Origin of the sequence: Streptomyces sp. NPDC049541 (genome assembly GCF_044465725.1) — a bacterium.
Lineage (GTDB): Bacteria > Actinomycetota > Actinomycetes > Streptomycetales > Streptomycetaceae > Streptomyces.
In genome coordinates this window covers 1,521,549-1,548,199 of the sequence record NZ_JBITLY010000001.1, presented here as the reverse complement: position 1 = coordinate 1,548,199, position 26,651 = coordinate 1,521,549, and the positions used below count along the sequence as shown (strand labels likewise).

The window sequence follows — 26,651 nt, the reverse complement described above, 5'->3', positions numbered from 1 at the left end:
TCGTACGAGAGCGTCGTAGCGGACGGACTACTTGCGCATGACCTCCGGCTCGTGGCGGCGCAGGAAGCGGGCCACGAAGAAGGCGCAGATCACACCGAGCGCGATCAGGGCGATCATGTCCATGGTCCAGGCGCCCACGGTGTGCTCCCACAGCGGGTCGTTGGGCTTGCCCTTGCCGGGCGGGCTGATCCGGTTGAAGTCGAGCGTGGCGCCCGCGGCGGCGACGGCCCAGCGCGAGGGCATCAGATACGAGAACTGGTTGACGCCGATCGCGCCGTTCAGCGCGAAGAGGCAGCCGGTGAAGACGACCTGGACGATCGCGAACATCACCAGCAGCGGCATGGTCTTCTCGGAGGTCTTCACCAGGGCGGAGATGATCAGGCCGAACATCATCGAGGTGAAGCCCAGGGCCATGACCGGGAGGGTGAGCTCGAGCAGCGGCAGATTCTTGAGAACCAGCCCCTCCGTCGGGATCTTCCGGCTGGCGAAGCCGATCATGCCGACCATCAGTCCCTGCAGCACCGTGATGAAGCCGAGCACGAAGACCTTCGACATCAGGTACGCGGAGCGGGACAGGCCGGTCGCGCGCTCCCGCTCGTAGATGACCCGTTCCTTGATCAGCTCACGGACGGAGTTCGCGGCACCGGCGAAGCAGGCGCCGACCGCGAGGATCAGCAGGACGGTGGTGGCCGTGCCGTTCGGGACGGGCTGCTGGGTCGTCGGGTTGATCTCGGTGTTGACCAGCAGGTCCTTGCCCGAGTCGATGAGCAGGCTCACCGAGCCGAGGACGAGCGGCAGGATCACCGTCAGGGCGAGGAAGCCCTTGTCGGAGGCGATGACCGAGACATAGCGCCGCACCAGGGTGACGAACTGGCTCATCCATCCCTGTGGCTTCGGCGGCTTCATCGCCTGCATCGGAGGCATCTGTACGGACTGCGGTGCAACGGCGTCGATGTCCGCGGCGTACATCTGGTAGTGCTGCGAGCCCTTCCAGCGTCCGGCCCAGTCGTAGTCGCGGTAGTTCTCGAAGGCGGAGAAGACGTCGGCCCAGCTGTCGTAGCCGAAGAAGTTCAGCGCCTCCTCCGGAGGGCCGAAGTAGGCGACCGCGCCGCCCGGGGCCATCACCAGGAGCTTGTCGCACAGGGCCAGCTCGGCCACGGAGTGGGTGACGACGAGGACCGTACGGCCGTCGTCGGCGAGGCCGCGCAGCAGCTGCATGACGTCGCGGTCCATGCCCGGGTCGAGACCGGAGGTCGGCTCGTCCAGGAAGATCAGCGAGGGCTTGGTGAGGAGCTCGAGGGCCACCGAGACGCGCTTGCGCTGGCCGCCGGAGAGGGAGGTGACCTTCTTCTCCTTGTGGATGTCCAGCTTCAGCTCGCGCAGCACCTCGTCTATGCGGTTCTCGCGCTCCTGTGCCGTGGTGTCGGCGGGGAAGCGGAGCTTGGCCGCGTACTTGAGGGCCTTCTTGACGGTCAGTTCCTTGTGCAGGATGTCGTCCTGCGGGACCAGACCGATGCGCTGGCGCAGCTCGGCGAACTGCTTGTACAGGTTCCGGTTGTCGTAGAGGACATCGCCCTGGTTGGCGGGCCGGTAACCGGTGAGCGCCTTGAGCAGCGTCGACTTGCCGGAGCCGGACGGCCCGATGACCGCGATGAGCGACTTCTCGGGGACGCCGAAGGAGACGTCCTTGAGGATCTGCTTGCCGCCGTCGACCGTGACGGTCAGGTGGCGGGCCGAGAAGGACACCTCACCGGTGTCGACGAACTCCTCGAGGTGGTCGCCGACGATCCGGAACGTGGAGTGGCCGACGCCGACGATGTCGGTCGGGCCGAGCAACGCCGAGCCGCCCTTGGGGATCGGCTGGCCGTTGACGTACGTGCCGTTGTGGGAGCCGAGGTCGCGGATCTCCATGCGGCCGTCGGGCGTCGAGTGGAACTCGGCGTGGTGCCGGGAGACCTGCAGGTCGGAGACGACCAGCTCGTTCTCCAGGGCACGGCCGATGCGCATCACACGGCCGATGGAGAACTGGTGGAACGTGGTCGGGCTGCGGTCACCGTAGACCGGCGGCGCCCCCGCGCCGACGCCGGGGCCCTGCTGCTGCGGAATCGGCGCGGCGGCCTGCTGCGGCTGCTGCCAGCCGGGCTGCGGGGCCTGCTGCGCGGGCGGTGCCTGCTGCGGTGTCTGCTGGGCCCAGCCGGGGCCGGCGCCCTGGGCGGCGTACGGCTGCTGGGGCTGGGCGACCGCGGCCGCCGCGCCGGTGACGTTGACCAGCGGGCCGTCGGTCGCGTTGCCGAGGTGCACCGCGGAACCGGGTCCGATCTCCATGTGATGGATCCGCTGCCCCTGCACGAACGTGCCGTTGGTGGAGCCCTGGTCCTCGATGACCCAACTGCGGCCGCTCCAGCTGATCGTGGCGTGACGCCAGGACACTCTGGCGTCGTCGAGCACGATGTCCCCCTGCGGATCACGTCCGAGGGTGTACGTCCTGGACGGGTCGAGCGTCCAGGTACGTCCATTCAATTCCAGTACGAGTTCCGGCACTCCATGCCCCACTGAGTAGTCCCCCGAGTTACCCCCGACACAGGGAGTCTAGGGAGGTCGAACATCGTCGGGAACTATTTCAGGCTCGCCCCCCTGACCGAAAGTCGGGCCTTGAGAACCACCACGCACATGCGCATCGGTTGGTTCCGTTGACGGGGTTGAAAACGGCCCGGAGAGTGGTAATCCACGCGAGGGGGACATGCGCGGCCACCGTGCCGCAGTGCGGATCGGGGGGTCTGCCATGAGTGCGTCCATGGGCACGTCGTCGAGTGTCGAGTCCGTCGGGAGCGGCACCAGGGTGCCGTGGGGGGACGTCCTGCTGTCCGCGATCGCCTCCGTGAGCTGGGCGTTGATCGGGATGGCGGGCACGGCGGCGCTCGGCCTGCATCTGCTGGAGGCGGACGCGTCGGGCTCGCTGGGGCCGATGACCGCGGCGGTCGTGGCACTTGGGGCGGGTGGTTCGGTGACGCCGTCCGGCGACGTGTCCGCGTTCGGCCTGACAGGTGCTCAGGCGCATACGGCCGTCACGATCACGCCATTGGGGGTGAGCCTTGTCGGCGCGCTCCTGCTGTCGTGGTTCTTCCTACGGTCCTTGCGGGCGGCGGGAGTTGTGATCGCGCCGGCCGAACTCCTCGCGCGCGCGGGCGCGGTGGTCGCGCTGTTCGTGACGACGCTGGGCGGGCTGGCCTGGGCGGGGCACGACGTCATCACCATCGACGGCGGTTCGCTGGGTCTCGACAAGCTGCCCGGCGGAGGCGGGGGTGGCGGCGGCGTCAACATTCCCGGTCTCGGCGACATCGGGGACATCGGCGGGCTGCTGCCCGACAACATCGGCAACCTCATCGACGCGAAGGCGGCGGTCGGCTTCACCGTCGACACCGCGCCCACGCTGCTGGGCGGTCTCGGCTGGTCGGCCGGCATCCTGCTGATCGCCCTGCTGGCCTCGCGCCGCACTCCCCTGCCGCGCGGCTGGGAGGCCGTGCACCGGGTCGTACGGCCGGCGGCGTCGGCGATCGTCACGGTGATGCTGGTGGCGGTGGCGGCGGGGTTCGCCGCGGGGGCGTACGCGGCGATCGGTGACGACCACCCGAAGCGGATCTTCGGCGCCGCGCTGCTGGGCGCGCCCAACGGCACCTGGTTGGGCATCCCGATCGGTCTGTTCGTGCCGTTCGACGGCAGGGCGACCGGCGTACTGACGAAGTTCCTGCCGGATCCGCTGGACAACCTGCTCAGCGCGAAGACCGATCAGTCGGTGACGCTGGGGCGGCTGGCGGACCTGGACGGGCGGGTGTGGCTGCTGGGGGTGGCGGCGGCCGTGATCATGCTGCTGGCGGGGGTGCTGGCCGCGGTGCGGACGCCGGTTCGGGCCGGGGCTTCGCAGGCCGGTCCGGGCGCCCTCGCCTTCGCCGGGCGGTGTGCGGTGCGGCTGGGGATCGTCACGGCGCTGGCGTTGCCGCTGCTGGCGTGGCTGACGGAGGTGTCGGTGGACGCCTCGCTGTCGGTGCTGGGCTTCGACGCGTTCGGCGCCGGGGTCCAGTTGCACGGCCACCTCGGCATGGCGCTGCTGCTGGGCGCGCTGTGGGGTGCGGGAGCGGGGGCCGCCGGGGCGCTGCTGGCCCGGGCGACCGGGGCGGCGGGGCGGCGGGCAGCGCCGTTGGCGCTGGGCGGCGGTTCCGCGGAGGTGTACGCGCCCGAAACCGGGGGCGGGATGCCTGCCGCCGGGGGCGCGCCGGGTCCGTACACGCCCAGTACGCCGTACCGGGCGCCGAACCCCACCACCAATCCGTATCTGCAGCTGCCGGACGGGCTGCGGGAGCCGGAGGACGCCCGCCCGCCGGACCGGCAGACCCCGCCGGGTGCCCCCGGCAGCGGACGGCCGCCCGCCGGCTCGCCGCCGCCCGGTACCGCCAACAGCGACGTGTACGGCGCACCGACGGTGGCACGTCCGATGGACGGCCTCCCGCCCCGCCGTCGCGGGAACCGGCCGAATCCCGGCCCGAACGAGGGTCCGCCCCCACCGCAGCCACCGCCGCCTCCGGGTCGGCCGAAGGACGACCGCTGAGGCACACGTCGGCCGCCGTGGGAACGGGGCAGTCCGGCGCGCGTGTGCCGCTCGGGGGACAGAGGCCGCCGACCAGGCAGCGGAGCGGGATACACCGCTCCTGACGCAACCGGGCGGCCCGGCCCGACGCGCCGCGAGCAGCACTCGCCGGGGCGCGGTGCGGCGGCTGCGGCCGGTGCGGTTGTGGCGTACGCGTCTGCCGCCCACCCGCCGAGGGGACGCTGAGCCGCATGCATCGCCACCAGGCGGTACCCGGCTGCCCGACGTACGTATGCCGCTCTGAGCCGTCCGCCGGGACTCGCAGCGGCCGGGGCAAGGAGCCCGCCCAGGCCGAGGAGCTGCCGGGGCCGTCTCAGCACGGTGGTCAGCGCGTAACGCTTTCAACATCCGCTCGACACCCACTGTTCCGTGTCCGGCAGGCGGACCGCGGCGGCGGGCGGCACTGGGTGCCGGATACGGTGGGTACACCATGAGCGCATCGCAGACCTCGACCTCTGACGTCCCCACCCTCCTCGTCAAGATCTTCGGCAAGGACCGGCCGGGCATCACGGCCGGCCTGTTCGACACCCTCGCCGCCTACTCCGTCGACGTGGTCGACATCGAGCAGGTCGTCACCCGTGGCCGGCTCACGCTGTGCGCGCTCGTGACCCCGCCGCCCCACGGGCTGGAGGGGGATCTGCGGGCCACCGTCCACAGCTGGGCGGAGTCGATGAAGATGCAGGCGGAGATCATCTCCGGGCGGGGCGACAACCGCCCGCGCGGCCTCGGACGCTCACTGGTCACGGTCCTCGGTCACCCGCTCACGGCGCAGGCGACCGCCCGGATCGCCGCGAAGATCGCCTCCGCGGGCGGCAACATCGACCGCATCTTCCGCCTCGCCAAGTACCCCGTCACCGCGGTCGAGTTCGCGGTGTCCGGTGTCGAGACCGAGCCGCTGCGCACCGCTCTGGTGACGGACGCCGCGGCACTGGGTGTCGATGTGGCGGTCGTCGCGGCGGGGCTGCACCGGCGGGCGCAGCGGCTGGTCGTCATGGACGTCGACTCGACGCTCATCCAGGACGAGGTGATCGAGCTCTTCGCGGCGCACGCCGGCTGCGAGGACGAGGTCGCCGAGGTGACCGCGGCCGCGATGCGCGGGGAGCTGGACTTCGAGCAGTCGCTGCACGCGCGTGTGGCGCTCCTGGAGGGGCTCGACGCGTCCGTGGTGGACAAGGTGCGCAGCGAGGTGCGGCTGACGCCGGGGGCGCGGACCCTGATCCGTACGCTCAAGCGGCTCGGCTACCAAGTGGGCGTGGTCTCCGGAGGGTTCACCCAGGTCACGGACGACCTGAAGGAGCGGCTCGGGCTCGACTTCGCGCAGGCCAACACCCTGGAGATCGTCGGCGGCAAGCTCACCGGCAGGGTCACCGGCGAGATCGTCGACCGCGCGGGCAAGGCGCGGCTGCTGCGCCGGTTCGCCGCGGAGGCGGGCGTACCGCTCGCCCAGACCGTGGCGATCGGCGACGGCGCCAACGACCTGGACATGCTCAACGCGGCCGGCCTCGGCGTCGCCTTCAACGCCAAGCCTGTCGTACGGGAGGCCGCGCACACCGCGGTGAACGTGCCCTTCCTGGACACGGTCCTGTATCTGCTGGGCGTCACCCGCGAAGAGGTCGAGGCCGCGGACACGCACGACGAGGAGTAGTCGCCCGAGTTCCACACGTCGAGGGGCCCGGCACCGTGGTGGTGCCGGGCCCCTCGGTCGTCGTGTCGCCTGCTCGCTTCGTCGGTCGTCTGTCGGTTCCGCCGTCTCGGCTACTCGGTCGGCGCCCAGTAGTCCAGCAGCGTGGCCACGCCCGGCTCCAGGCCCTTCCAGGGTCCCTCGAAGGAGAGGACGGCGAAGGCGGCGGCCGGGAAGCCGCGGCGGTTCATCCGCTCGCCTGCGTCGCCCTCGGACGAGCCGGCCAGGATCTCGGCGAGGCCCTGCACGCCCGGGTTGTGGCCGATGAGTACGGCGTTCTGCACGTCGTCGGGGGTCTCGTTGAGCAGCGCGATCAGCTCGCCGGGTGAGGCCTCGTAGATCCGCTCCTCGTAGACGGTTTTCGGCCGGTGCGGGAATTCATGGACGGCGAGCTTCCAGGTCTCTCGGGTCCGGATCGCGGTGGAGCACAGGGCCAGATCGAAGGGGATACCGGTGTCGGCCAGCTTGCGTCCGGCGACTGCGGCGTCCGTGCGGCCCCGCTCAGCGAGGGGGCGCTCGTGGTCGGTCACCTGTGGCCAGTCGGCTTTCGCATGCCGGAAGAGGACGATCCTGCGGGGTTCTGCGACGCTCATGGAACCCAGCTTCGCATGAAACAGGCCATGGGGCGCAGGGAGTTGACCGGCGGCCGAACCGGTGCTCAGCGGGCCATGAGCTGCTGTGCCCGCTCGAAGAGGTGGGTGATCGCCGGGTCGCCCGTCGCCGCCTGTGCGTCCGAGGGGTTCAGCATCAGAGCGAGCAGCACGATGAAGGCGAGCGTCGGCAGGGCGAGCGCCCACCAGGGCAGCCGGATGTCGACGCCACCCGTGGGCGCCGGGTGGGGCCGGGTGTGCGACTGGGCCGACATGGGTGCCTCCGCTGGTCTTCGGGTCTCGGGTGATCCGCCTTGCGCGGTCACACCTCGAAGTTACGGAATCCGGAGCCCTCAACCCATCCGGAGATCCACCCAGTTGACCCTGACACTCACCCCCTAGGGGATGGTGGTGCTAGCCCCACCATCGGGCCGCCCGGCGGACGGTCATGGCGAGGCGATCGTCGCGATGACGGCGATGATCACGAAGATGGCGAGGAACGAGCCGAAGACGAGCAGCATCTTCTTCTGGCCGTTCTGGGGGTTCGGGTCGAGCACTGGCATACGGCAAGTCTCGCACCCGGCGCCCGCGGCGGTTCGGGCGGGGTCAGCGGCCCGCCTCGTCCTCCACCGTGCGGTTGCGCCCCGCCAGGACGCCGACGACCATCTGCGGGACCATCAGGGCGGACATCAGCGCGATCGGCAGCCCCCAGCCGCCGCTGTGCTGGTAGAGCACGCCCACCAGGAGCGGGCCGGGGATGGAGATCAGATAGCCGGTGCTCTGCGCGAACGCCGACAGCTGGGCGACGCCCGCGCCGGTCCTGGCCCGCATGCCGACCATGGTGAGGGCCAGCGGGAAGGAGCAGTTGGCGACGCCGAGCAGCAGCGCCCAGGCCCAGGCACCGGCGGCCGGTGCGAGGTACAGGCCGGCGTAACCGGCGAGCCCACAGGCGCCCAGCGCGACCACGATCGGCCCCTGCTGCGGCAGCCGGGCGGCGACGCGCGGGATGACGAAGGCCAGCGGCACGCCCATCACCATGGTGACGGCGAGCAGCAGCCCCGCCGTGCCCGCGGGCACGCCCGCGTCCCGGAAGATCTGCGCCATCCAGCCCATCGTGATGTACGCGGCGGTGGCCTGCAGCCCGAAGAAGACGGCGAGCGCCCAGGCGGTACGGCTCCGGGTGATCCGCAGCGCGGGCGCCACCACGCGCGCGTGCTCCCGCCGCCCGGCCGGCTCCTCGGCGGGCGCCGCGCCCCGCTGCCGTACGAACGGGATCCACGGCAGTACGGCAGCCGCCGCGAGGGCCGCCCAGACCGTGAGTCCGGACTGCCAACTGCCCCCCAGCGCCTCGGTCATGGGCACCGTCACCGCGGCCGCCGCGGCGGTGCCGAGGGCGAGGGCCATCGAGTAGAGGCCGGTCATGGAGCCGACCCGGTCGGGGAACCAGCGCTTGACGATGACCGGCATCAGGACGTTGCTGACGGCGATGCCCATGAGGGCGAGCGCGCTGGCGGCCAGGAAGCCAGCCGTACCGCCCGCGTACGGCCGTATGAGCAGGCCCGCGGCGATGGCGGCCATGCCGGCGCACACCACCGCGCCCGGTCCGAAGCGGCGGGCGAGGCGGGGGGCCGTGACGCCGAAGACGGCGAAGCAGAGCGGGGGCACGGAGGTGAGCAGACCGGCCACGCTGCCGCTCATGCCGAGCCCGTCACGGACCTCTTCGAGGAGCGCGCCCAGGCTGGTGATGGCGGGGCGGAGGTTGAAGGCCGACAGGACGATGCCGAGCACGAGCAGTCTCGTCCGCCACGCGCGCGTGGCGGGTCGCCGGGGCTCGTCCGCGGCGGAAACGGCCGCGGTGAACGTCGTCGTCCGGGTTTCCTCACGTGCCATGCCGTCCATCATAGAATCATTGGATGATTGGTTGTCCATCCCCGGGTCGCCCGGACCCGCCCGCCGCGTGCGAAGGTGTGCCATGCCCCTGAGTCATCCCCGCCGTTCCGCGCTGTCGGAGCAGGTCATCGCCGCGCTACGGCACGAGATCACCTCGGGCGAGTGGCCGGTCGGCTCCCGCATCCCGACGGAGCCCGAGCTGGTCGAGCAGCTCGGGGTGGCCCGGAACACGGTCCGTGAGGCCGTCCGCGCCCTCGCGCACAACGGCCTGCTGGACATTCGCCAGGGCTCGGGCACCTATGTCGTGGCGACGAGTGAGCTGGCGGGCGTGATGCACCGCCGCTTCGCCGACGCGGACCCGCGGCACATCGCCGAGCTGCGCTCCACGCTGGAGTCGGCCGCCGCCAGGCTGGCCGCCGGGCGGCGCACGGAGAAGGATCTCAAGCAGCTGGACGCGCTGCTGGTGCGGCGCGAGGAGGCCTGGGAGTCGGGCGACACGGAGACCTTCGTGACGGCGGACTCGACCTTCCACATGGCGGTGGTGGCGGCCTCGCACAACGACGTGATGACCGCGATGTACGCGGACCTCGGCGAGGTGCTGCGGGACTGGCTGCGTGAGGACGTCGGCCAGGAGCTCTCCCCGGAGACGTACATGGAGCACACGCGCCTGGTCGACGCGATCCGCGCGGGCGACGCCGAGGCGGCCGGCGCGGAGGCGGCGAGCTATCCGTTCCTGTGCCGTCCGGGACGGTTCAGCGCCTCTGGTGACTGACCCACACCGAGCCGACTTCCTTCCAGCACCGGCCGGTGAGCCGTACGGTCATCGCCGGCCCGGTGTCGACGGGGGTGCCGTCGGTGTCGAGGTCCCACCAGCGGGCGCACTCGACGTGCAGGCTGACGCCGTCGGTCAGCGGATAGGGGTTGTGGCAGTACGCGGTCACCTGGGAGCCGGTCACTTTGGTGCGGCACTCCGCGCCGAAGAGCTGCGGCGCCGGCGGCTTCCCGGGCTTCACGCGCGCGTGGGGCATCGCCTCGTACGGCAGGGACATCACAAGAGCGACGGCGACGGTCACTGAGGCCAGGTTGCGGAAGATGCGCACAAGGGGGACCTCCTCGGCCGTGCTGGGGAGGGAATCACGTGCCGGACCCGTCTTCCAGGGTGCGCAGCGGTGGCCCGGCTCCGCCCCGCCGGATGGGCCGAACGGGTGACATCCCGGCGAGGGCGGGGCACGCACTGAGGGCCCGCACCCGGCGGGGTGCGGGCCCTCAGGTGTCGACCGAGGCTCAGCGGCAGCGTCAGGCGCCGATGGCGTGCAGACCGCCGTCCACATGGACGATCTCGCCCGTGGTCTTCGGGAACCAGTCGCTCAGCAGGGCGACGATGCCCTTGCCAGCCGGCTCCGGGTCCTTGAGGTCCCACTCCAGCGGGGAGCGGCTGTCCCACACGGAGGCCAGGTCGCTGAAGCCCGGGATGGACTTGGCGGCCATGGAGCCGATCGGGCCCGCGGAGATCAGGTTGCAGCGGATGTTCTGCTTGCCCAGGTCACGGGCGAGGTAGCGGCTGGTGGCCTCCAGGGCGGCCTTCGCCGGGCCCATCCAGTCGTACTGCGGCCAGGCGTACTGCGCGTCGAAGGTGAGGCCGACGACCGAGCCGCCGTTCTGCATCAGCGGCAGACAGGCCATGGTCAGCGACTTCAGGGAGTACGCCGAGACGTGCATGGCCGTGGCCACCGACTCGAACGGCGTGTTGAGGAAGTTGCCGCCGAGCGCGTCCTGCGGCGCGAAGCCGATGGAGTGCACGACGCCGTCGAGGCCGCCGAGCTCCTCGCCGACCAGGTCGGCCAGGCGGGCCAGGTGCTCGTCGTTGGTGACGTCGAGCTCGATGACCTTGGTGGGCTTGGGGAGCTTCTTGGCGATGCGCTCGGTCAGCGTGGGCCGCGGGAACGCGGTCAGGATGATCTCGGCGCCCTGCTCCTGGGCCAGCTTGGCGGCGTGGAAGGCGATGGAGGACTCCATCAGCACACCGGTGATCAGGACGCGCTTGCCCTCGAGAATTCCGCTCATGGTGATCAGTGACCCATTCCCAGTCCGCCGTCAACGGGGATGACGGCTCCAGTGATGTACGAGGCGTCGTCCGAGGCGAGGAACCGCACCGTCGCGGCCACCTCCTCCGGCTGCGCGTAACGGCCGAGCGGCACCTGCTTGACGATGCCCTCGCGCTGCTCGTCGGTGAGCACCTTGGTCATGTCGGTGTCGACGAAGCCGGGCGCGACGACGTTGAAGGTGATGTTGCGCGAACCCAGCTCGCGGGCGAGGGAACGCGCGAAGCCGACCAGGGCGGCCTTGGAGGCGGCGTAGTTGGCCTGGCCGGGGCCGCCGTACAGCCCGACGACCGACGAGATCAGCACGACGCGGCCCTTCTTGGCGCGCAGCATGCCGCGGTTGGCGCGCTTGACCACGCGGAAGGTGCCGGTGAGGTTGGTGTCGATGACCGAGGTGAAGTCCTCCTCGGACATACGCATCAGGAGCTGGTCCTTGGTGATGCCGGCGTTGGCGATCAGGACCTCGACCGGGCCGTGCTCGGCCTCGATCTCCTTGTAGGCCTGCTCCACCTGCTCGGTGTCGGTGATGTCGCACTTGACGGCCAGGAAGCCGGCCGGCGGCTCTCCCGAGCGGTATGTGATCGCGACCTTGTCGCCGGCGTCGGCGAATGCGCGGGCGATGGCGAGGCCGATGCCCCGGTTGCCTCCGGTGACGAGAACCGAGCGGCTCAACGGATCACCCTTTCGATAGCGGTCTGATACCACCCGCCCGAACACCTGGATGACAGGCGGCTTCCTCGAAAACCTATCGGTCCGGGCGCTCCCGCGGACAATCGGGCACCGACAGTGGCTTACGGGACTCACTGTCGGGTCCCTACAGAAAGTTCCCGGTACCGGCTCGAAACCTGTGGTCCGCGGCCCGGTCACGCGAAATGATCGGGGCAACCGCCGGTCCGATCACAGGTCACGACAGCAAGGAGAGACCTCGGTGCCTCATACCATCGACGAAGCCTTCACGGCACTTCCCCTACGGGCCCTGGCCGACGCGGCACTGGCACGCGCGCGTGCCCTGGGTGCCGAGCATGCGGACTTCCGGTTCGAGCGGGTGCGCAGCGCGTCCTGGCGCTTCCGGGACGCCAAGCCCGCCGGCTCGTCGGACACCACCGACCTCGGGTACGCGGTACGGGTCGTGCACGGCGGCACCTGGGGCTTCGCCTCGGGCGTGGATCTGACCATGGACGCGGCGGCCCGGGTCGCCTCGCAGGCGGTGGCGATGGCGAAGCTCTCCGCCCAGGTGATCAAGGCGGCCGGTTCGGACGAGCGGGTGGAGCTCGCCGACGAGCCCGTGCACGCCGAGAAGACCTGGACCTCGTCCTACGAGATCGACCCGTTCTCCGTGCCCGACGAGGAGAAGTCGGCCCTGCTGGCGGACTGGAGCGCGCAGCTGCTCGCGGCGAACGGCGTCAACCATGTCGACGCCTCGCTGCTCACCGTGCACGAGAACAAGTTCTACGCCGACACGGCCGGGACCGTGACCACACAGCAGCGCGTGCGGCTGCACCCGCAGCTGACGGCGGTGTCGGTGGACGAGTCGAGCGGCGAGTTCGACTCGATGCGGACGATCGCGCCGCCGGTCGGACGCGGCTGGGAGTACCTCACCGGCACCGGCTGGGACTGGGAGAGCGAGCTCGAGCAGATCCCGGAGCTGCTCGCCGAGAAGATGCGCGCACCGAGTGTCGAGGCGGGCCTGTACGACCTGGTCGTGGACCCCTCCAACCTGTGGCTGACCATCCACGAGTCCATCGGCCACGCCACCGAACTGGACCGCGCCCTTGGCTACGAGGCCGCCTACGCCGGCACCTCCTTCGCCACCTTCGACCAGCTCGGCAAGCTGAAGTACGGCTCCGAGCTGATGAACGTCACCGGCGACCGCACCGCCGAGCACGGACTTGCGACCGTCGGCTACGACGACGAGGGCGTCGAGGGCCAGTCCTGGGACCTGGTGAAGGACGGCACGCTCGTCGGATATCAGCTGGACCGGCGGATCGCGAAGCTGACCGGGTTCGAGCGGTCCAACGGGTGTGCGTTCGCCGACTCCCCCGGCCATGTGCCGGTGCAGCGCATGGCCAATGTGTCGCTGCAGCCGGATCCGGCCGGGATGGCGACGGAGGACCTGATCGGCGGGGTGGACCGGGGCATCTACGTCGTCGGTGACCGTTCCTGGTCGATCGACATGCAGAGGTACAACTTCCAGTTCACCGGTCAGCGGTTCTTCAAGATCGAGAACGGTCGGATCACCGGGCAGCTGCGGGATGTCGCCTACCAGGCGACGACCACCGACTTCTGGGGCTCGATGGCCGCGGTGGGCGGCCCGCAGACGTATGTCCTCGGGGGTGCCTTCAACTGCGGCAAGGCCCAGCCGGGCCAGGTCGCCGCCGTCTCGCACGGCTGCCCGTCCGCGCTCTTCAAGGGCGTCAACATCCTCAACACCACGCAGGAGGCCGGTCGATGAGCGCCCGCAGCAACAAGCCGCACGAGATCGTCGAGCGGGCGCTGGAGCTGTCCACCGCCGACGGCTGTGTCGTCATCGCCGACGAGCACTCGAGCGCCAACCTGCGCTGGGCGGGAAACGCGCTCACCACGAACGGCGTCACCCGCGGGCGTACCCTCACGGTCGTCGCGACCGTCGACGGCAAGGAAGGCACCGCCTCGGGTGTGGTCTCCCGCTCGGCCGTGACCCCGGACGAGCTGGAGCCGCTGGTGCGGGCCGCCGAGGCCGCCGCACGCGGCGCCGGACCTGCGGAGGACGCACAGCCGCTGGTGACGGGCGTCGCGCCGTCGCCGGACTTCGTCGACGCGCCCGCCGAGACCTCGTCGGCCGTGTTCGCCGAGTTCGCGCCGGCGCTCGGCGAGGCGTTCGCACGCGCGCGTGCGGGCGGCCGCGAGCTGTACGGCTTCGCCAACCACGAGCTGCGGTCGAGCTATGTGGGTACGTCCACGGGCCTGCGCCTGCGGCACGACCAGCCCAACGGGACGCTGGAGCTGAACGCCAAGTCCCCGGACCGTACCCGCTCGGCCTGGGCGGGCCGCTCCACGCGTGACTTCAAGGACGTCGACCCGGCCGCGCTGGACGCGGAACTCGCGGTACGCCTCGGGTGGGCCGAGCGGCGGATCGCTCTGCCCGCCGGGCGGTACGAGACGCTGCTGCCGCCGACCGCCGTCGCGGACCTGCTGATCTACCAGCTGTGGTCGGCGTCCGGCCGGGACGCGGTCGAGGGCCGCACGGTGTTCTCCAAGCCGGGCGGCGGCACGCGCGTGGGCGACAGGCTCAGCGAGCTGCCGCTCACCCTGCGCAGCGACCCGAACGAGCCGGGCCTGGAGTCGGCACCCTTCGTGATCGCGCACTCCTCCGGCGGCGACCAGTCGGTGTTCGACAACGGCCTGCCGCTCACGGCCACCGACTGGGTACGGCAGGGCGAGCTGGCCCACCTGACCACCACCCGGCACAGCGCGGGCCTGACGGGGCTGCCGGTGGCTCCCTCGATCGACAACCTCATCCTGACCGGCGGGGACGACCGCTCCCTCGAGGAGATGGTCGCGAACACCGAGCGCGGGCTGCTGCTGACCTGCCTCTGGTACATCCGCGAGGTCGACCCGGCCACGCTGCTGCTCACCGGCCTGACCAGGGACGGCGTCTACCTCGTCGAGAACGGCGAGGTGAGCGGCGAGGTCAACAACTTCCGCTTCAACGAGTCGCCGGTCGACCTGCTCGGGCGGGCCACGGAGGCCGGGCGCACGGAAAAGACGCTGCCGAGGGAGTGGAGCGACTGGTTCACTAGGGCTGCGATGCCTGCGCTGCGGGTGCCCGACTTCAATATGAGCTCTGTCAGTCAGGGCGTATAACCTCGTAGCCGGTGGTCGCGCGACCGCCCGAAGATCATCAAGGAGATACGAGAACCGTGACGGACATCGTCGACGAACTGAAGTGGCGCGGGCTGATCGCCCTCTCCACGGACGAGGACGCATTGCGCAAGGCGTTCGCGGACGGTCCCGTCACGTTCTATTGCGGCTTCGACCCGACCGCGCCCAGCCTGCACCTCGGCAACCTCGTGCAGATCCTGACGATGCGCCGGATCCAGGACGCGGGCAACCGTCCGCTGGGCCTGGTCGGGGGTGCCACCGGCCTGATCGGTGACCCGAAGCCGAACTCCGAGCGCACGCTCAACGCCCCCGAGACCGTCGCCCAGTGGGTCGAGCGGCTGCGCGCGCAGATCGCCCCGCTGCTGGACTTCGAGGGGCCGAACGCCGCGGTCATGGTCAACAACCTGGACTGGACGCAGGGTCTGTCGGCCATCGAGTTCCTGCGGGACATCGGCAAGCACTTCCGCGTGAACAAGATGATCGCGAAGGAGGCCGTGGCCCGGCGCCTGGAGTCCCAGGAAGGCATCAGCTACACCGAGTTCAGCTACCAGATCCTGCAGGGCATGGACTTCCTGGAGCTGTACCGGCGGTACGGGTGCACGCTGCAGACCGGCGGCAGCGACCAGTGGGGCAATCTCACCTCGGGCACCGACCTGATCCACCGGGTCGAGCCCGAGGCCGTGGTGCACGCGCTGGGCACTCCGCTGATCACCAAGGCCGACGGCACCAAGTTCGGCAAGACGGAGTCCGGCACGGTCTGGCTCGACCCCGAGATGACCACGCCGTACGCCTTCTACCAGTTCTGGCTGAACGCGGACGACCGGGACGTCTCCAAGTTCCTGCGGATCTTCAGCTTCAGGTCCCGCGAGGAGATCGAGGAGCTGGAGAAGCAGACCGAGGAGCGTCCGCAGGCCCGTGCCGCCCAGCGCGCGCTGGCGGAGGAGCTGACGACGCTGGTGCACGGCGCCGACCAGACGGCCGCGGTGATCGCCGCGTCCCGCGCCCTCTTCGGGCAGGGCGAGCTGGCGGAGCTGGACGAGCGGACGCTGGCGGCGGCCCTGTCCGAGCTGCCGCACATCGAGGTCGCCGAGCCCGGCCCGGTGGTGGACCTGTTCGCCGAGGTCGGGCTGGTGGCCAGCAAGTCGGCCGCGCGGCGGACGGTGAAGGAGGGCGGGGCGTACGTGAACAACGTGAAGGTCCCGTCCGAGGACGCCGTTCCCGCCAAGGAGGATCTGCTGCACGGGCGGTGGCTTGTGCTTCGGCGGGGCAAGAAGAATCTTGCCGCCGTCGAGGTCACTGGAGCGTAAGCGCGGTAGGGGTGCGGGAGTCTGCGGGCTGCGGCTTTCGTCGTGGCTCGTCGCGCCCACGCGGCGGAGCCGCACATGGACACAGCCCCGCGCCCCTGATCGGGGCGCTGCAGCTCACGCCCGTTGTTTGTGTTTGCCCAGTGTTGCCATGTATGCCATGTCGACCAGGAAGACGATGATGACGGCGGCCACCAACTGGAAGGCGTGGCGGCTCCAGTCGATGCCTCGGGTTGATTCGACGCCGAAGCCGCGTGCGACGGCGTTGCCGGCGATCGCGCCGAGCATGCCGCAGATGGTGGTCAGCCAGAGCGGGCTGTGCTGTTTGCCGGGGATGACCGCCTTGGCGATCAGGCCCAGTACGAATCCCACGATGATGGCCCACAACCAGCCCATGGCTGCCTCCTCGTACGGCTCGATATGAGCCTTGCGCCCAGTGTCGGCCCGGGCACCGTACGGCGCATGCCGGGTGGGGCTGTACGTGCCACGGCTGAGGCCGTTCGGCCAGGTGGGAGGTGACCCGGTCTCGTAGGCGGCGCAGGCGCGGCGTAACGTTGGAGGTGTCCGGGCGCCGTTCCCCGACCGGGGGCGGACCGGGCGCGGGGACGGGGACGGGCCGATGCGGGCGGATGGTGGAATGTGATGCGGAAGCTGCATGGCGTCGGCAACAGCCAGGTGTTCCGGATCACCGGGGCTCGGGCGAGCCTCGATGAGGACGTGCGCGGCCGGCAGCGCCGGTACGTCATCTCGATGTCGATCCGTACGGTGTCCGTGATCCTCGCGGCATCGCTGTGGAACGTCGAACGGCCGGTCGCGATCGTGGCGTTGGTCCTCGGAGCAGTCCTCCCCTATATCGCCGTGGTGATCGCCAACGCTGGCCGGGAGAACGCGCCGTCGCTTCCGTCGACGTTCGTGAGTGTCCCGATGCGTCCGATGATTGCGCCGCCGCGGACGAACGACGGTTTCGCGGAACCGGTCCCGGAAGATGTCGCGGCCGAGCCCGCACCGGGCGCACGAAGCGAGCCGCACGACCGGGCGTGACCATGGTGCAGGGGTCGCAAACGGAAGGCGGCTCCGCACCAAGCTCAAGAAAAGCTCAGATCAATCATGTTGTTCCGGTGCCGGGCGACGGGTTACCCGTGACATACTTCGTAGGCGCTCCGCATCCCCCGTCGGAGCGACAGACCGACGCCGGGCAGCTCCCCCCGTGGCTGCTCGGCGTCGCCTTGTTCGGCGGCTTTTTCCGCGCCTTGTTCAGCCCGGTTGTGAGACGAGCCTGTGAGTGACGAGAACCCGATCTGCTCCGCCAAGGGCTGCCGTGCCGATGCCGTGTGGGTGCTCGCGTGGAACAACCCGAAGATCCACACGCCGGAGCGGCGCAAGACGTGGCTCGCGTGCGAGGAGCACCGGGAGCATCTGTCGCAGTTCCTCGGGGTGCGGGGCTTCCTCAAGGACGTCGTGAAGTTCGACGACTGGGAAGCGCCCGAGAACTCCTAGCCGCCGATAGCCGACATCGGGCGGTCCGGCTGGACGAACGACGGGTCGTCCAGGCCCGCTCCCGCCTTCTTGCCCCACATGGCCAGTCGCCAGATGCGGGCGATCTCCTCGTCCGGGGCGTCGGAGCGCAGGGCTGCGCGCAGGTCGGTCTCCTCCTGAGCGAACAGGCAGGTGCGTATCTGGCCGTCGGCGGTGAGGCGGGTGCGGTCGCAGGCCGAGCAGAACGGGCGGGTGACGGAGGCGATGACACCGACGCGGTGCGGGCCGCCGTCCACGATCCAGCGCTCGGCGGGGGCCGAGCCGCGCTCGTCCGTGCCCTCCGGAGTGAGCTCGAAGCGGGTGCGCAGCGAGGCCAGGATGTCGCCCGCGGTGACCATGCCCTCGCGCTTCCAGCCGTGCTGGGCGTCCAGGGGCATCTGCTCGATGAAGCGCAGCTCGTAGTCGTTTTCCACGGCCCAGGCGAGCAGGTCCGGGGCCTCGTCCTCGTTCAGTCCCGGCATCAGGACGGTGTTGACCTTGACCGGGGTCAGGCCTGCGTCGCGGGCGGCCTGAAGGCCCTCGATGACGTCCTTGTGCCGGTCGCGGCGGGTGAGGGTCTTGAAGGTGTCGGGGCGCAGGGTGTCGAGCGAGACGTTCACCCGGTCCAGGCCCGCTGCCTTCAGGGCCGTCGCCGTGCGCTTGAGTCCGATGCCGTTCGTCGTCAGGGACATCTGGGGGCGGGGGTACAGCGCGGCGACCCGCTCGACGATGCCGACCAGGCCCGGGCGCAGCAGGGGTTCGCCGCCGGTGAAGCGGACCTCCTTGATGCCCAGGGAGGTGACGGCGATGTCGATCAGGCGGACGATCTCGTCGTCGGTGAGCAGGTCGGGCTTGGCCAGCCACTGCAGGCCCTCCTCGGGCATGCAGTACGTACATCGCAGATTGCACCGGTCGGTCAGCGAGACCCTCAGGTCGGTGGCCACTCGGCCGTAGGTGTCGATGAGCACGTGGGCCCCCTCCCTCGTAGCTGATCAGATTGGGATCAGTGCCGGTCCATCATTTCCGTCACTTGTGAGCCTACGTGACGTCACTGACAACAACAGCGACCCGATCCCACGAGGTACGGCGCGGCCGCGTCGTAGGGACCTACGACGCGGCCGGGTAAGGGGCCGTTTCCAGCGGTCGTCAGTGGGCGCCGGTGCCGGTCAGGGACCGGACCTCCAGCTCCGCGTACTTGCCCTTGTCGGGCTCCTCCTTGGACAGGTAGGTGCCGATGACACCGAGCAGGAAGCCGACCGGGATCGAGATGATGCCCGGGTTCTCCAGCGGGAACCAGTGGAAGTCGACGTGGGGGAACATCGACGACTCCTTGCCGGAGACCACGGGCGAGAACAGCACCAGGCCGACCGCCGTGACCAGGCCGCCGTAGATCGACCACAGGGCTCCGGAGGTGGTGAACCGCTTCCAGAAGAGGCTGTAGAGGATGGTCGGCAGGTTCGCTGAGGCGGCGACCGCGAAGGCGAGGGCGACGAGGCCGGCCACGTTCAGGTCGCGGGCCAGGGCGCCGAGGCAGATCGAGACGGCACCGATCGCGACCGTCGCCCAGCGGGCCGCGCGCAGTTCCTGCTTCTCGGTGGCCTCGCCCTTCTTGATGACGTTCGCGTAGATGTCATGGGCGAACGACGAGGAGGAGGCGAGGGTCAGGCCCGCGACGACCGCGAGGATCGTGGCGAAGGCGACCGCCGAGATGGAGGCGAGCAGGATGGCGCCCCAGTTGGAGTCGACACCGCCCAGGTGCAGGGCCAGCAGTGGTGCCGCCGTGTTGCCGGCCTTGTTGGAGGCGATGATCTCGTCCGGCTTGATGAGCGCCGCGGCGCCGAAGCCCAGCGCGAGCGTCATCAGATAGAAGGCGCCGATGAGACCGATCGCCCAGTTCACGGACTTACGGGCGGCCTTTGCCGTGGGCACCGTGTAGAAGCGGATCAGGATGTGCGGCAGGCCCGCGGTGCCCAGCACCAGGGCGATGCCCAGGGAGATGAAGTCCAGCTTGGACGTCGAGGTGAGGCCGTACTTCAGGCCGGGTTCCAGGAACGCCGATCCCTTGCCGCTGTTGTCGGCGGCCTTGCCGAGCAGGTCGGAGATGTTGAAGTTGAACTTCAGCAGCACCAGGAAGGTCAGCAGCAGGGCGCCCGCGATGAGCAGCACGGCCTTGACCATCTGGACCCAGGTGGTGCCCTTCATGCCGCCGATGGTGACGTACACGATCATCAGGACGCCGACGAGCGCGACGATGCCGATCTTGCCGGCGTCGCTGGTGATGCCGAGCAGCAGCGAGACCAGGACGCCCGCGCCCGCCATCTGGGCCAGCAGGTAGAAGATCGAGACGACGATGGTGGAGGTGCCGGCCGCGGTGCGGACGGGCCGCTGGCGCATCCGGTAGGCGAGGACGTCGCCCATGGTGTAGCGGCCCGAGTTGCGCAGGGGCTCGGCCACCAGGAGCAGCGCCACCAGCCAGGCGACCAGGAATCCGATGGAGTACAGGAAGCCGTCGTAGCCGGCCAGCGAGATCGCGCCCGCGATGCCGAGGAAGGACGCGGCGGACATGTAGTCGCCGGAGACGGCGAGGCCGTTCTGGAAGGCGGTGAACTGGCGGCCGCCCGCGTAGAAGTCGGCGGCGTCCTTGGTCTGGCGGCCCGCCCATACGGTGATGACGAGGGTCGCGGCGACGAACACCGAGAACAGGGTGATGATCAGCGGCCGGTGCTCGCTGGCCTCACCCGCGGCCAGCACGGTCTGCTGCGCGATGCTCATGCGTCGCCCTCCATACGGGACTTGATCGCCTCGGCCTTGGGGTCGAGCTTGGCGGCGGCGTGCCGCGAGTACCACCAGGCGATGAGGAACGTGGTGAGGAACTGGGCGAGGCCGAGCACCAGGGCAACGTTGACGTTGCCGAACAGCTTGGTGCCCATGAAGTCGTCCGCGTAGTTCGACAGCAGGACGTAGAGCAGATACCAGGCGATGAAGCCGACGGTGAGCGGGAAGGCGAAGGAGCGGTGGGAGCGGCGCAGTTCACCGAACTCCGCACTCTCCTGCTCCGCGACGAACTCCTCGGTGGAAGGAAGTCGGGCTTGGGTCTTCGAGGGGGGCGGTGTCTCGGTGGCCACGGAGTCTCCTCGCGTTGCGGGTGCGGTTGTGACGGGGATCGGGGGCGAGTGTCCTCGTGCTCCCTGTCCAAGGTCACGGCGCCACGCGAGGACAGGTTCAACTCCCTTGACCTGTTTCCGAACTCACCTTGGGCAACTCATTGCTGACCAGCGGCGCCGGGAGATAGCTTCGGCCTGCACCGCCCGTCATGTACCTGCCCGAGCAGCACCTGCGTCTCGGGCGGTTTCGTTTCCGGATGATGTGGAGACCCCATGGCTCATCTGCGTTCCAGACGCCGGCTCGCACTCGCCGTACCGGTCGCGCTGTCCCTGACCGCCTCGCTCGGCTTCCTGCCGGCGGCCGCGCAGGCCGCCCCGCGCGCGGCGTCCGCGGCACGGGCGGCCGACGCGGAGAACTTCGCGTATCTCGTCAACACCAGGACGGACCATCGCACGAACGAGTCGGTCAAGAAGGCGATAGCCAAGGCCGGCGGCACGGTCGTCGTCGCGTACGACAGGATCGGCGTGATCGTCGTCCACTCCACGAACCCCTCCTTCGCCCAGCAGATACGCAAGGCGCCCGGAGTGCAGTCCGCGGGGGCCTCGCGCACCTCGCCGGTGACGGCGGCGGGGACGACGGACGAGGGGGCGGTGCAGTACCTCTCCAAGGCCGAGGCCGCGAAGATCGCGGGGGGTTCCACGGCCGGCGAGGAGCCGCTCGAGGCCGACCAGTGGGACCTCCGGGCGATAGGCGCGGACAAGGCCGCCAAGGTCGACCCGGGCAGCAAGAAGGTGACCGTCGCCGTGATCGACGTCGGCGTCGACGACACCCATCCCGACATCGCCCCGAACTTCTCGCCCTCGCAGTCCGCGAACTGCGTGAGCGGCAAGGCGGACACGACGTACGGCTCCTGGCGGCCGGTGGACGCCGACCACTACCACGGCACCCATGTGGCGGGCGAGATCGCCGCGGCCCGCAACGGCATCGGCGTCGCGGGGGTCGCGCCCGGTGTGAAGGTCTCCGGCATCACGGTGGCCCAGCCGGACGCGAACCAGCTGTTCTTCCCGGAGAGCGTGGTGTGCGCCTTCGTGTTCGCCGCCGACCACGGCGTCGCGATCACCAACAACAGCTACTACGTTGATCCGTGGCAGTACAACTGCATGGACGACCCCGATCAGCGTGCCATTGTTGATTCGGTCAACAGGGCGCAGCTGTATGCACAGCGCAAGGGCACGCTCAATGTCGCGGCCGCGGGCAACTCCAACAACGACCTCGACTCGGACGCGCTCGTCGACGCCTCCAGCCCCGACGACTCGACGCCGGTCACCCGGACGGTCGACCCGCACAAGTGCTTCGACGTGCCGACCCAGCTGCCGGGTGTGGTCACGGTCAGCGCGACCGGTGTCACGGGCGCCAAGTCGTACTACTCCAGTTACGGCGACGGTGTCGTCGACGTCGCGGCGCCGGGCGGCGACAAGTACAAGATCCCCGACACGCCGTCGAAGAACGGCCGAATCCTCTCCACGCTGCCGAACAACTCCTACGGCTTCCTGCAGGGCACGTCGATGGCCACACCGCATGTCGCGGCCGTCGCCGCGCTGCTGAAGTCGACGCACCCATGGGCAACTCCGGCCCAGCTGCAGGCCCTCCTCAAGGCGCAGGCCGACAACCCGGGCTGCCCGACCGACCCGTACGACGGGAACGGCGACGGCGTCGTGGACGCCACCTGCGTGGGCGGCAAAAAGATCAACGGATTCTACGGTTTCGGTATCGTCAACGCGCTGCGCGCAGTGAAGTAGATCCAGTGCCTGCTCGGGCGGCGCGGTGACAGGGACCGCGCCGCCCCGGACCGCCCGCACGGTCCGTACCCACCGCTCGCACCGCGAACGAACTGGAGACACCGACACATGACAGCGCCTCACCCGCGCTACCGCCGCGCGCTCGCGATCCCGCTCGGCATGGCGATGGCGACGGCCCTCGCGTTCCTGCCGAACGGCACGGCCGCGGCGGCGGGCAGCGCGCCGGCGGCGACCGCCGCCGACGCGAGCCCGCTCAGCTATGTCGTCAACGTCCGCCCCGGGCATGGAGCCCCGGCGTATGTGAAGAAGGCGATCGCCGAGGCCGGCGGCACGATCGTGACGTCGTACGACGAGATCGGCGTGATCGTCGTCCACTCGGCGAACCCCGGCTTCGCCAGGACCATCCGCACCGTGCACGGGGTGGAGTCGGCCGGCAACACCCGCAACGCACCGCTGCCCGCCCAGTCGACGACCGACGTGGGCGCCCCGAGGGCGCTGACGGCCGAGGAGCTGAAGGGCGTTCAGGCCGCCGCCGGGCAGGACCCGCTGGAGCCCCTGCAGTGGGACCTCGCCGCCATCAAGGCGGACAAGGCGCACGAGAGGTCGCTCGGCAGCCCGAAGGTCACGGTCGGCGTGATCGACACCGGCGTCGACGACACGCACCCCGACATCGCGCCGAACTTCAACCGGAACGCCTCGGTCAACTGTGTGTCGGGCAAGCCGGACACGACCGACGGCGCCTGGCGGCCCAGCGCCTCGGAGAGCCCGCACGGCACGCATGTGGCGGGCGAGATCGCGGCCGCGAAGAACGGTGTCGGCATGACCGGTGTCGCTCCGGGCGTGAAGGTCGCCGGCATCAAGGTGGCGAACCCGGACGGCTACTTCTACACCGAGGCCGTGGTCTGCGGCTTCGTGTGGGCGGCAGAGCACGGCGTCGACGTCACCAACAACAGCTATTACACCGATCCCTGGTACTTCAACTGCACCGACGACCCGGACCAGAAGGCGCTCGTGGACGCCGTCACCCGGGCCGCACGGTTCGCCGAGCGGAAGGGCACGGTCAACGTCGCCGCGGCCGGGAACGAGAAGTACGACCTGGCCTCGGACTCGATCACGGACCCGTCCTCGCCGAACGACGGCACCCCCTCCGACCGGGTGGTCGACCCGTCCACGTGCCTCGACATACCGACCCAGCTGCCGGGTGTGGTGACTGTGGCGGCGACCGGCGCGAAGGGCATCAAGTCGTCGTTCTCCAACTACGGTCTGGGCATCATCGACGTGGCCGCTCCGGGCGGCGACTCGACCCGCTACCAGGCCCCGGCCCCGCCGGCCACCAGCGGACTGATCCTCGGCACGCTGCCGGGCGGCAAATGGGGCTACATGGCCGGTACGTCGATGGCCTCGCCGCATGTGGCAGCGGTCGCCGCATTGATCAAGTCAACCCATCCGCACGCCTCTGCCGCCCTGGTGAAGGCCCTGCTGTACGCCGAAGCCGACCGCACGGCGTGCACGGACCCGTACGACATCGACGGGGACGGCAAGGTCGACGCGGTGTGCGAGGGGCCGAAGAACTACAACGGCTTCTACGGCTGGGGCACGGTGGACGCGCTGGACGCGGTCACCGAGTAGATCGCTCCGTCCCTCCATATGTTGATTCAGTCAATGATGCATAGTGCAGTCATGACTGCAATCAAGTTCGCATGGTCTGCGCTGGGCGGCGACGCCGCCCTTCTCCCGCGGGTCTCGGGCGTGGTGCGGGAGGGCGCTCTCCAGGGGCGCCTTCCCGTACGGGAGTTGGCGCGGGCCTGCGTCGGGGCCTGCGCGCTGGCCGCTGCCGAGCTCGGGGCACGGCGCAGCGGGCTGCGCGAAGTGCCCGCGGTCCGGGTGGACGACGGCGCTGTCGCCGCGGCCTTCCACAGCGAACGGCATCTGCTGGTCGACGGCCGGGCGCCGGTCGGCTTCGCGCCGTTGTCGCGGTTCTGGCGGACGGCGGACGGATGGGTGCGGACGCACGCCAACTATCCGCACCACCGGGCGCGGCTGCTGGACACCCTGGGCGTTCCGGAGGACGTGGCCGCCGTCGAAGCCGCGTTGGCCGTGCGGTCCGCGCCGGAGGTCGAGGAGGCGGTGTACGCGGCCGGGGGCCTGGCCGTGGCACTGCGCACCCCCGAGGAATGGGCTACGCACGAGCAGGCCGTACAGGTGGCCGCGCGGCCCCTGGTGGAGCGCGCACGGCTCGGCTCCACGCACGCGCGCGTGCTCGCCCCGCTCAACGGGTCCCCCCTGCTGCCCGCGGCCGGGCTGCGCGTCCTCGATCTGACCCGGGTGCTGGCCGGCCCGGTCGCCACCCGCACGCTCGCCCTGCTGGGCGCGGACGTGCTGCGCGTGGACCCCCCACAGCTGCCCGAACTGCCCGACCAGCACGCCGACACGGGCTTCGGCAAGCGGTCGACGACGCTGGACCTGACGGCCGACCGGCGCACCTTCGAGGAACTGCTCGCGGCGGCGGACGTGGTCGTCACCGGGTACCGGCCCGGCGCCCTGGACCGGTTCGGGCTGTCGCCGCACGCGCTCGCGGAGCGGCGGCCCGGGGTGATCGTGGCGCAGGTGTCGGCCTGGGGCGCGTACGGGCCGTGGAGGGAGCGGCGGGGCTTCGACAGCCTGGTGCAGGTGGCGTCGGGGATCGCCGCCCTCGAGGGCTCGCCCGAGCAGCCGGGGGCGCTGCCCGCGCAGGCGCTCGACCACGGGACGGGCTATCTGCTGGCGGCGGCGGTGCTGCGGGCGCTGACCGAGCAGTCGTACGAGGGTGGCGGCCGGCTGGTACGGCTGGCGTTGGCGCGGACCGCCGAGTGGCTCGTGAACGGCATCGGTGCCGGTGCCGCGGGCGTCGACCCGTACGAGGGGCCCGGTCCCTGGCTCGCCGAGACGGACAGCTCGCTGGGGCGGCTGCGGTACGCGCTGCCGCCGGTGTCGTTCGCGGGCGGGCCCGTCGACTGGGCGCGGCCGCCGGTCCCCTGGGGGACGGACTCCGCGCGCTGGGTCTGAGTCACGGGAGCACCCGAAAGCGTACCTGTGAGCAGAATGCCTTACCCCAGTTGTCTTACTCCACTTGCCCGGTTCTGCGACGGCTGGCGAACATCGTGAGGTGACCTTGACAGGACCCACGGCGGGGGAAGCCGAGGCCGGGGAGCCCGTACGGCGCCCCCGGGCCGGCCGCGCCGTCGCCGTACTCGTCCTGGTGGCCCTGGCCGCGCTGATACCGCTGCTCGGGCCGTCCGTCGCGCTGCACGGCACGGGGGAGGCCGCCGCACCCGGGGTCAGCGGCATCGCCCTGCTGCGGGCGGTGCTGTTCGCCGCGTTGTGCGTGCCGGTGGGCGAGTTGTTCGTCAAGCGTCTGGCCCGTTCGCTGCCCGGCGCCCCGCAAGCCGCGCCCCGCAGCTGGGCGCCCTATGCGGCCGCGGCCGGTTTCGTCGCCGCACTGGGTCTCGCCTCGGTCGTGTCCACCGGCAACCTGGTGCCGCACAGCCTGGCCGACATCAACGTCGGCGGGCTCTACGACTCGCGGGACGGCAGGCTCGCGCTGGTCGAGGTCAACGCCTTTCTCGCGGCCGGCCTCTGCGCCCTCTCGCGCCGCCCCGCCACCCAGGTCTGGCCGCTGGCGGCGATCATCACCGCGGAAGCCCTGCGCGCGCACCCCACGACCGAACACAGTCCGCTGCTCGGTTCGGGGCTGACGGTCGTGCACCTGACGTGCGCGACGCTGTGGTCGGGCGGTCTGCTGCACACACTGCGGACGCTGCGCCGGTGGGGGCCCTCCGAGACGGGCGCGGCCCTGCTGGGGCTCTACGCGCGCGTGGCGGCCGTTCTGCTCGCCGCCATCACCGCGACCGGGGTGTGGAGTTCGCTGCGCCGTATGCCGTCGCACACGATCCTGGACCAGCTGGCGACGACGGCGTACGGGCGCACTCTGCTCGGCAAGGTGATCCTCGTGGCCGTCGTCGCCCTGCTCGCCCTGTGGGCGCGGATCCGGCTGCGCCGCGCCACCGACCCGCTGACCGCCTGCTCCCCCGCGCGCATGGAGGTCGCCGCGCTCGGGGTGGTGGTCCTGGTGTCGGGGCTGCTGACGGCGCTTCCGCTGCCGATCCGCTGGTCGTGACGGTCA

Annotated in this window: 24 protein-coding genes; 12 read left to right on the top strand and 12 right to left on the bottom strand. The window is 70.6% G+C overall.

Annotation, left to right across the window (positions count from 1 at the left end):
- Positions 1-27: 27 nt before the first annotated feature.
- Complete coding sequence (locus ACIBW9_RS07125) at positions 28-2,541, bottom strand: FHA domain-containing protein (protein WP_398951985.1); 2,514 nt, start codon at positions 2,539-2,541, stop codon at positions 28-30.
- 241 nt (positions 2,542-2,782) lie between these two features.
- Between ACIBW9_RS07125 and ACIBW9_RS07120 the strand changes: the two genes are divergently transcribed.
- On the top strand, positions 2,783-4,603 hold the full coding sequence (locus ACIBW9_RS07120; RefSeq protein ID WP_398951983.1) for a streptophobe family protein: 1,821 nt from the start codon (positions 2,783-2,785) through the stop codon (positions 4,601-4,603).
- Positions 4,604-5,072: 469 nt separating this feature from the next.
- On the top strand, positions 5,073-6,287 hold the full coding sequence (gene serB / locus ACIBW9_RS07115) for a phosphoserine phosphatase SerB (RefSeq protein ID WP_398951981.1): 1,215 nt from the start codon (positions 5,073-5,075) through the stop codon (positions 6,285-6,287).
- A 110-nt stretch (positions 6,288-6,397) separates the two neighbouring features.
- On the opposite strand, the gene ACIBW9_RS07110 is transcribed toward serB, so the two are convergent.
- From ACIBW9_RS07110 to ACIBW9_RS07095, 4 genes are all read right to left on the bottom strand, one after another.
- Positions 6,398-6,916, bottom strand: coding sequence for a SixA phosphatase family protein (locus ACIBW9_RS07110; RefSeq protein ID WP_389082870.1), 519 nt, complete (start codon positions 6,914-6,916; stop codon positions 6,398-6,400).
- A 65-nt stretch (positions 6,917-6,981) separates the two neighbouring features.
- On the bottom strand, positions 6,982-7,188 hold the full coding sequence (locus tag ACIBW9_RS07105) for a hypothetical protein (RefSeq protein WP_398951979.1): 207 nt from the start codon (positions 7,186-7,188) through the stop codon (positions 6,982-6,984).
- A 171-nt stretch (positions 7,189-7,359) separates the two neighbouring features.
- On the bottom strand, positions 7,360-7,476 hold the full coding sequence (locus ACIBW9_RS07100; RefSeq protein ID WP_097262240.1) for an SGM_5486 family transporter-associated protein: 117 nt from the start codon (positions 7,474-7,476) through the stop codon (positions 7,360-7,362).
- 43 nt (positions 7,477-7,519) lie between these two features.
- Complete coding sequence (locus ACIBW9_RS07095; RefSeq protein WP_398951978.1) at positions 7,520-8,803, bottom strand: CynX/NimT family MFS transporter; 1,284 nt, start codon at positions 8,801-8,803, stop codon at positions 7,520-7,522.
- An 82-nt stretch (positions 8,804-8,885) separates the two neighbouring features.
- Between ACIBW9_RS07095 and ACIBW9_RS07090 the strand changes: the two genes are divergently transcribed.
- Positions 8,886-9,575 (top strand): FadR/GntR family transcriptional regulator, encoded by a 690-nt coding sequence (locus ACIBW9_RS07090; protein ID WP_398951976.1) that lies wholly within the window; start codon positions 8,886-8,888, stop codon positions 9,573-9,575.
- On the opposite strand, the gene ACIBW9_RS07085 is transcribed toward ACIBW9_RS07090, so the two are convergent.
- From ACIBW9_RS07085 to fabG, 3 genes are all read right to left on the bottom strand, one after another.
- Complete coding sequence (locus ACIBW9_RS07085; RefSeq protein WP_398951974.1) at positions 9,556-9,903, bottom strand: hypothetical protein; 348 nt, start codon at positions 9,901-9,903, stop codon at positions 9,556-9,558. The two genes, ACIBW9_RS07090 and ACIBW9_RS07085, sit on opposite strands and share 20 nt — an antisense overlap.
- A 196-nt stretch (positions 9,904-10,099) precedes the next feature.
- On the bottom strand, positions 10,100-10,867 hold the full coding sequence (gene fabI / locus ACIBW9_RS07080; RefSeq protein WP_389082879.1) for an enoyl-ACP reductase FabI: 768 nt from the start codon (positions 10,865-10,867) through the stop codon (positions 10,100-10,102).
- A gap of 5 nt (positions 10,868-10,872) precedes the next feature.
- Positions 10,873-11,577, bottom strand: coding sequence for a 3-oxoacyl-[acyl-carrier-protein] reductase (gene fabG / locus ACIBW9_RS07075; protein ID WP_398951972.1), 705 nt, complete (start codon positions 11,575-11,577; stop codon positions 10,873-10,875).
- Positions 11,578-11,833: 256 nt separating this feature from the next.
- Between fabG and ACIBW9_RS07070 the strand changes: the two genes are divergently transcribed.
- Genes ACIBW9_RS07070 through tyrS form a run of 3 tightly spaced genes read left to right on the top strand, consistent with a single transcriptional unit; the run spans position 11,834 to position 16,073 of the window.
- Positions 11,834-13,357, top strand: coding sequence for a TldD/PmbA family protein (locus tag ACIBW9_RS07070; RefSeq protein WP_398951970.1), 1,524 nt, complete (start codon positions 11,834-11,836; stop codon positions 13,355-13,357).
- The gene (locus ACIBW9_RS07065; protein WP_398951968.1) at positions 13,354-14,748 is read left to right on the top strand and encodes a metallopeptidase TldD-related protein; all 1,395 of its coding nucleotides are present in this window, start codon (positions 13,354-13,356) and stop codon (positions 14,746-14,748) included. Before ACIBW9_RS07070 ends, ACIBW9_RS07065 begins: the two co-directional genes overlap by 4 nt.
- A gap of 56 nt (positions 14,749-14,804) precedes the next feature.
- Entirely contained in the window at positions 14,805-16,073 is a 1,269-nt protein-coding gene (tyrS, locus tag ACIBW9_RS07060) for a tyrosine--tRNA ligase (RefSeq protein WP_398951966.1), read from the top strand.
- Positions 16,074-16,187: 114 nt separating this feature from the next.
- Here tyrS and ACIBW9_RS07055 read toward each other — a convergent pair whose 3' ends face one another.
- On the bottom strand, positions 16,188-16,466 hold the full coding sequence (locus tag ACIBW9_RS07055) for a GlsB/YeaQ/YmgE family stress response membrane protein (protein WP_398951964.1): 279 nt from the start codon (positions 16,464-16,466) through the stop codon (positions 16,188-16,190).
- A gap of 246 nt (positions 16,467-16,712) precedes the next feature.
- On the opposite strand from ACIBW9_RS07055, the gene ACIBW9_RS07050 reads away from it, so the two are divergent.
- Together ACIBW9_RS07050 and ACIBW9_RS07045 are read left to right on the top strand one after the other, a co-directional pair.
- The gene (locus ACIBW9_RS07050) at positions 16,713-17,111 is read left to right on the top strand and encodes a DUF3099 domain-containing protein (RefSeq protein ID WP_398951961.1); all 399 of its coding nucleotides are present in this window, start codon (positions 16,713-16,715) and stop codon (positions 17,109-17,111) included.
- Positions 17,112-17,348: 237 nt separating this feature from the next.
- On the top strand, positions 17,349-17,567 hold the full coding sequence (locus ACIBW9_RS07045; RefSeq protein WP_389082890.1) for a hypothetical protein: 219 nt from the start codon (positions 17,349-17,351) through the stop codon (positions 17,565-17,567).
- Here ACIBW9_RS07045 and moaA read toward each other — a convergent pair.
- The 3 genes from moaA to ACIBW9_RS07030 all read right to left on the bottom strand — a co-directional run bounded on the left by moaA (position 17,564) and on the right by ACIBW9_RS07030 (position 20,710).
- Complete coding sequence (gene moaA / locus ACIBW9_RS07040; protein WP_398951958.1) at positions 17,564-18,553, bottom strand: GTP 3',8-cyclase MoaA; 990 nt, start codon at positions 18,551-18,553, stop codon at positions 17,564-17,566. The genes ACIBW9_RS07045 and moaA overlap by 4 nt on opposite strands.
- Positions 18,554-18,731: 178 nt before the next feature.
- Positions 18,732-20,357 (bottom strand): cation acetate symporter, encoded by a 1,626-nt coding sequence (locus ACIBW9_RS07035; protein WP_398951956.1) that lies wholly within the window; start codon positions 20,355-20,357, stop codon positions 18,732-18,734.
- Entirely contained in the window at positions 20,354-20,710 is a 357-nt protein-coding gene (locus ACIBW9_RS07030; RefSeq protein ID WP_351481623.1) for a DUF485 domain-containing protein, read from the bottom strand. Before ACIBW9_RS07030 ends, ACIBW9_RS07035 begins: the two co-directional genes overlap by 4 nt.
- Before the next feature lie 252 nt (positions 20,711-20,962).
- On the opposite strand from ACIBW9_RS07030, the gene ACIBW9_RS07025 reads away from it, so the two are divergent.
- From ACIBW9_RS07025 to ACIBW9_RS07010, 4 genes are all read left to right on the top strand, one after another.
- Entirely contained in the window at positions 20,963-22,489 is a 1,527-nt protein-coding gene (locus ACIBW9_RS07025) for a S8 family serine peptidase (protein ID WP_398951954.1), read from the top strand.
- A gap of 108 nt (positions 22,490-22,597) precedes the next feature.
- On the top strand, positions 22,598-24,118 hold the full coding sequence (locus ACIBW9_RS07020; protein ID WP_398951952.1) for a S8 family peptidase: 1,521 nt from the start codon (positions 22,598-22,600) through the stop codon (positions 24,116-24,118).
- A gap of 51 nt (positions 24,119-24,169) precedes the next feature.
- Positions 24,170-25,534: a CoA transferase gene (locus ACIBW9_RS07015; protein ID WP_398951949.1), complete on the top strand. Its 1,365-nt coding sequence runs from the start codon at positions 24,170-24,172 to the stop codon at positions 25,532-25,534.
- A 100-nt stretch (positions 25,535-25,634) separates the two neighbouring features.
- Complete coding sequence (locus tag ACIBW9_RS07010) at positions 25,635-26,645, top strand: CopD family protein (protein WP_398951948.1); 1,011 nt, start codon at positions 25,635-25,637, stop codon at positions 26,643-26,645.
- Positions 26,646-26,651: the final 6 nt, after the last annotated feature.

What these genes read in the sequence shown, in the direction of transcription:
- fabI (WP_389082879.1), bottom strand. Translation starts at nt 10,867, where the DNA reads ATGAGCGGAATTCTCGAGGGCAAGCGCGTCCTGATCACCGGTGTGCTG.
- ACIBW9_RS07090 (WP_398951976.1), top strand. Translation starts at nt 8,886, where the DNA reads ATGCCCCTGAGTCATCCCCGCCGTTCCGCGCTGTCGGAGCAGGTCATC.
- serB (WP_398951981.1), top strand. Translation starts at nt 5,073, where the DNA reads ATGAGCGCATCGCAGACCTCGACCTCTGACGTCCCCACCCTCCTCGTC.
- ACIBW9_RS07020 (WP_398951952.1), top strand. Translation starts at nt 22,598, where the DNA reads ATGACAGCGCCTCACCCGCGCTACCGCCGCGCGCTCGCGATCCCGCTC.
- ACIBW9_RS07055 (WP_398951964.1), bottom strand. Translation starts at nt 16,466, where the DNA reads ATGGGCTGGTTGTGGGCCATCATCGTGGGATTCGTACTGGGCCTGATC.
- ACIBW9_RS07050 (WP_398951961.1), top strand. Translation starts at nt 16,713, where the DNA reads ATGCGGAAGCTGCATGGCGTCGGCAACAGCCAGGTGTTCCGGATCACC.
- ACIBW9_RS07105 (WP_398951979.1), bottom strand. Translation starts at nt 7,188, where the DNA reads ATGTCGGCCCAGTCGCACACCCGGCCCCACCCGGCGCCCACGGGTGGC.
- ACIBW9_RS07025 (WP_398951954.1), top strand. Translation starts at nt 20,963, where the DNA reads ATGGCTCATCTGCGTTCCAGACGCCGGCTCGCACTCGCCGTACCGGTC.
- ACIBW9_RS07100 (WP_097262240.1), bottom strand. Translation starts at nt 7,476, where the DNA reads ATGCCAGTGCTCGACCCGAACCCCCAGAACGGCCAGAAGAAGATGCTG.
- ACIBW9_RS07095 (WP_398951978.1), bottom strand. Translation starts at nt 8,803, where the DNA reads ATGGCACGTGAGGAAACCCGGACGACGACGTTCACCGCGGCCGTTTCC.
- ACIBW9_RS07015 (WP_398951949.1), top strand. Translation starts at nt 24,170, where the DNA reads ATGACTGCAATCAAGTTCGCATGGTCTGCGCTGGGCGGCGACGCCGCC.
- ACIBW9_RS07035 (WP_398951956.1), bottom strand. Translation starts at nt 20,357, where the DNA reads ATGAGCATCGCGCAGCAGACCGTGCTGGCCGCGGGTGAGGCCAGCGAG.
- ACIBW9_RS07120 (WP_398951983.1), top strand. Translation starts at nt 2,783, where the DNA reads ATGAGTGCGTCCATGGGCACGTCGTCGAGTGTCGAGTCCGTCGGGAGC.
- ACIBW9_RS07065 (WP_398951968.1), top strand. Translation starts at nt 13,354, where the DNA reads ATGAGCGCCCGCAGCAACAAGCCGCACGAGATCGTCGAGCGGGCGCTG.
- ACIBW9_RS07110 (WP_389082870.1), bottom strand. Translation starts at nt 6,916, where the DNA reads ATGAGCGTCGCAGAACCCCGCAGGATCGTCCTCTTCCGGCATGCGAAA.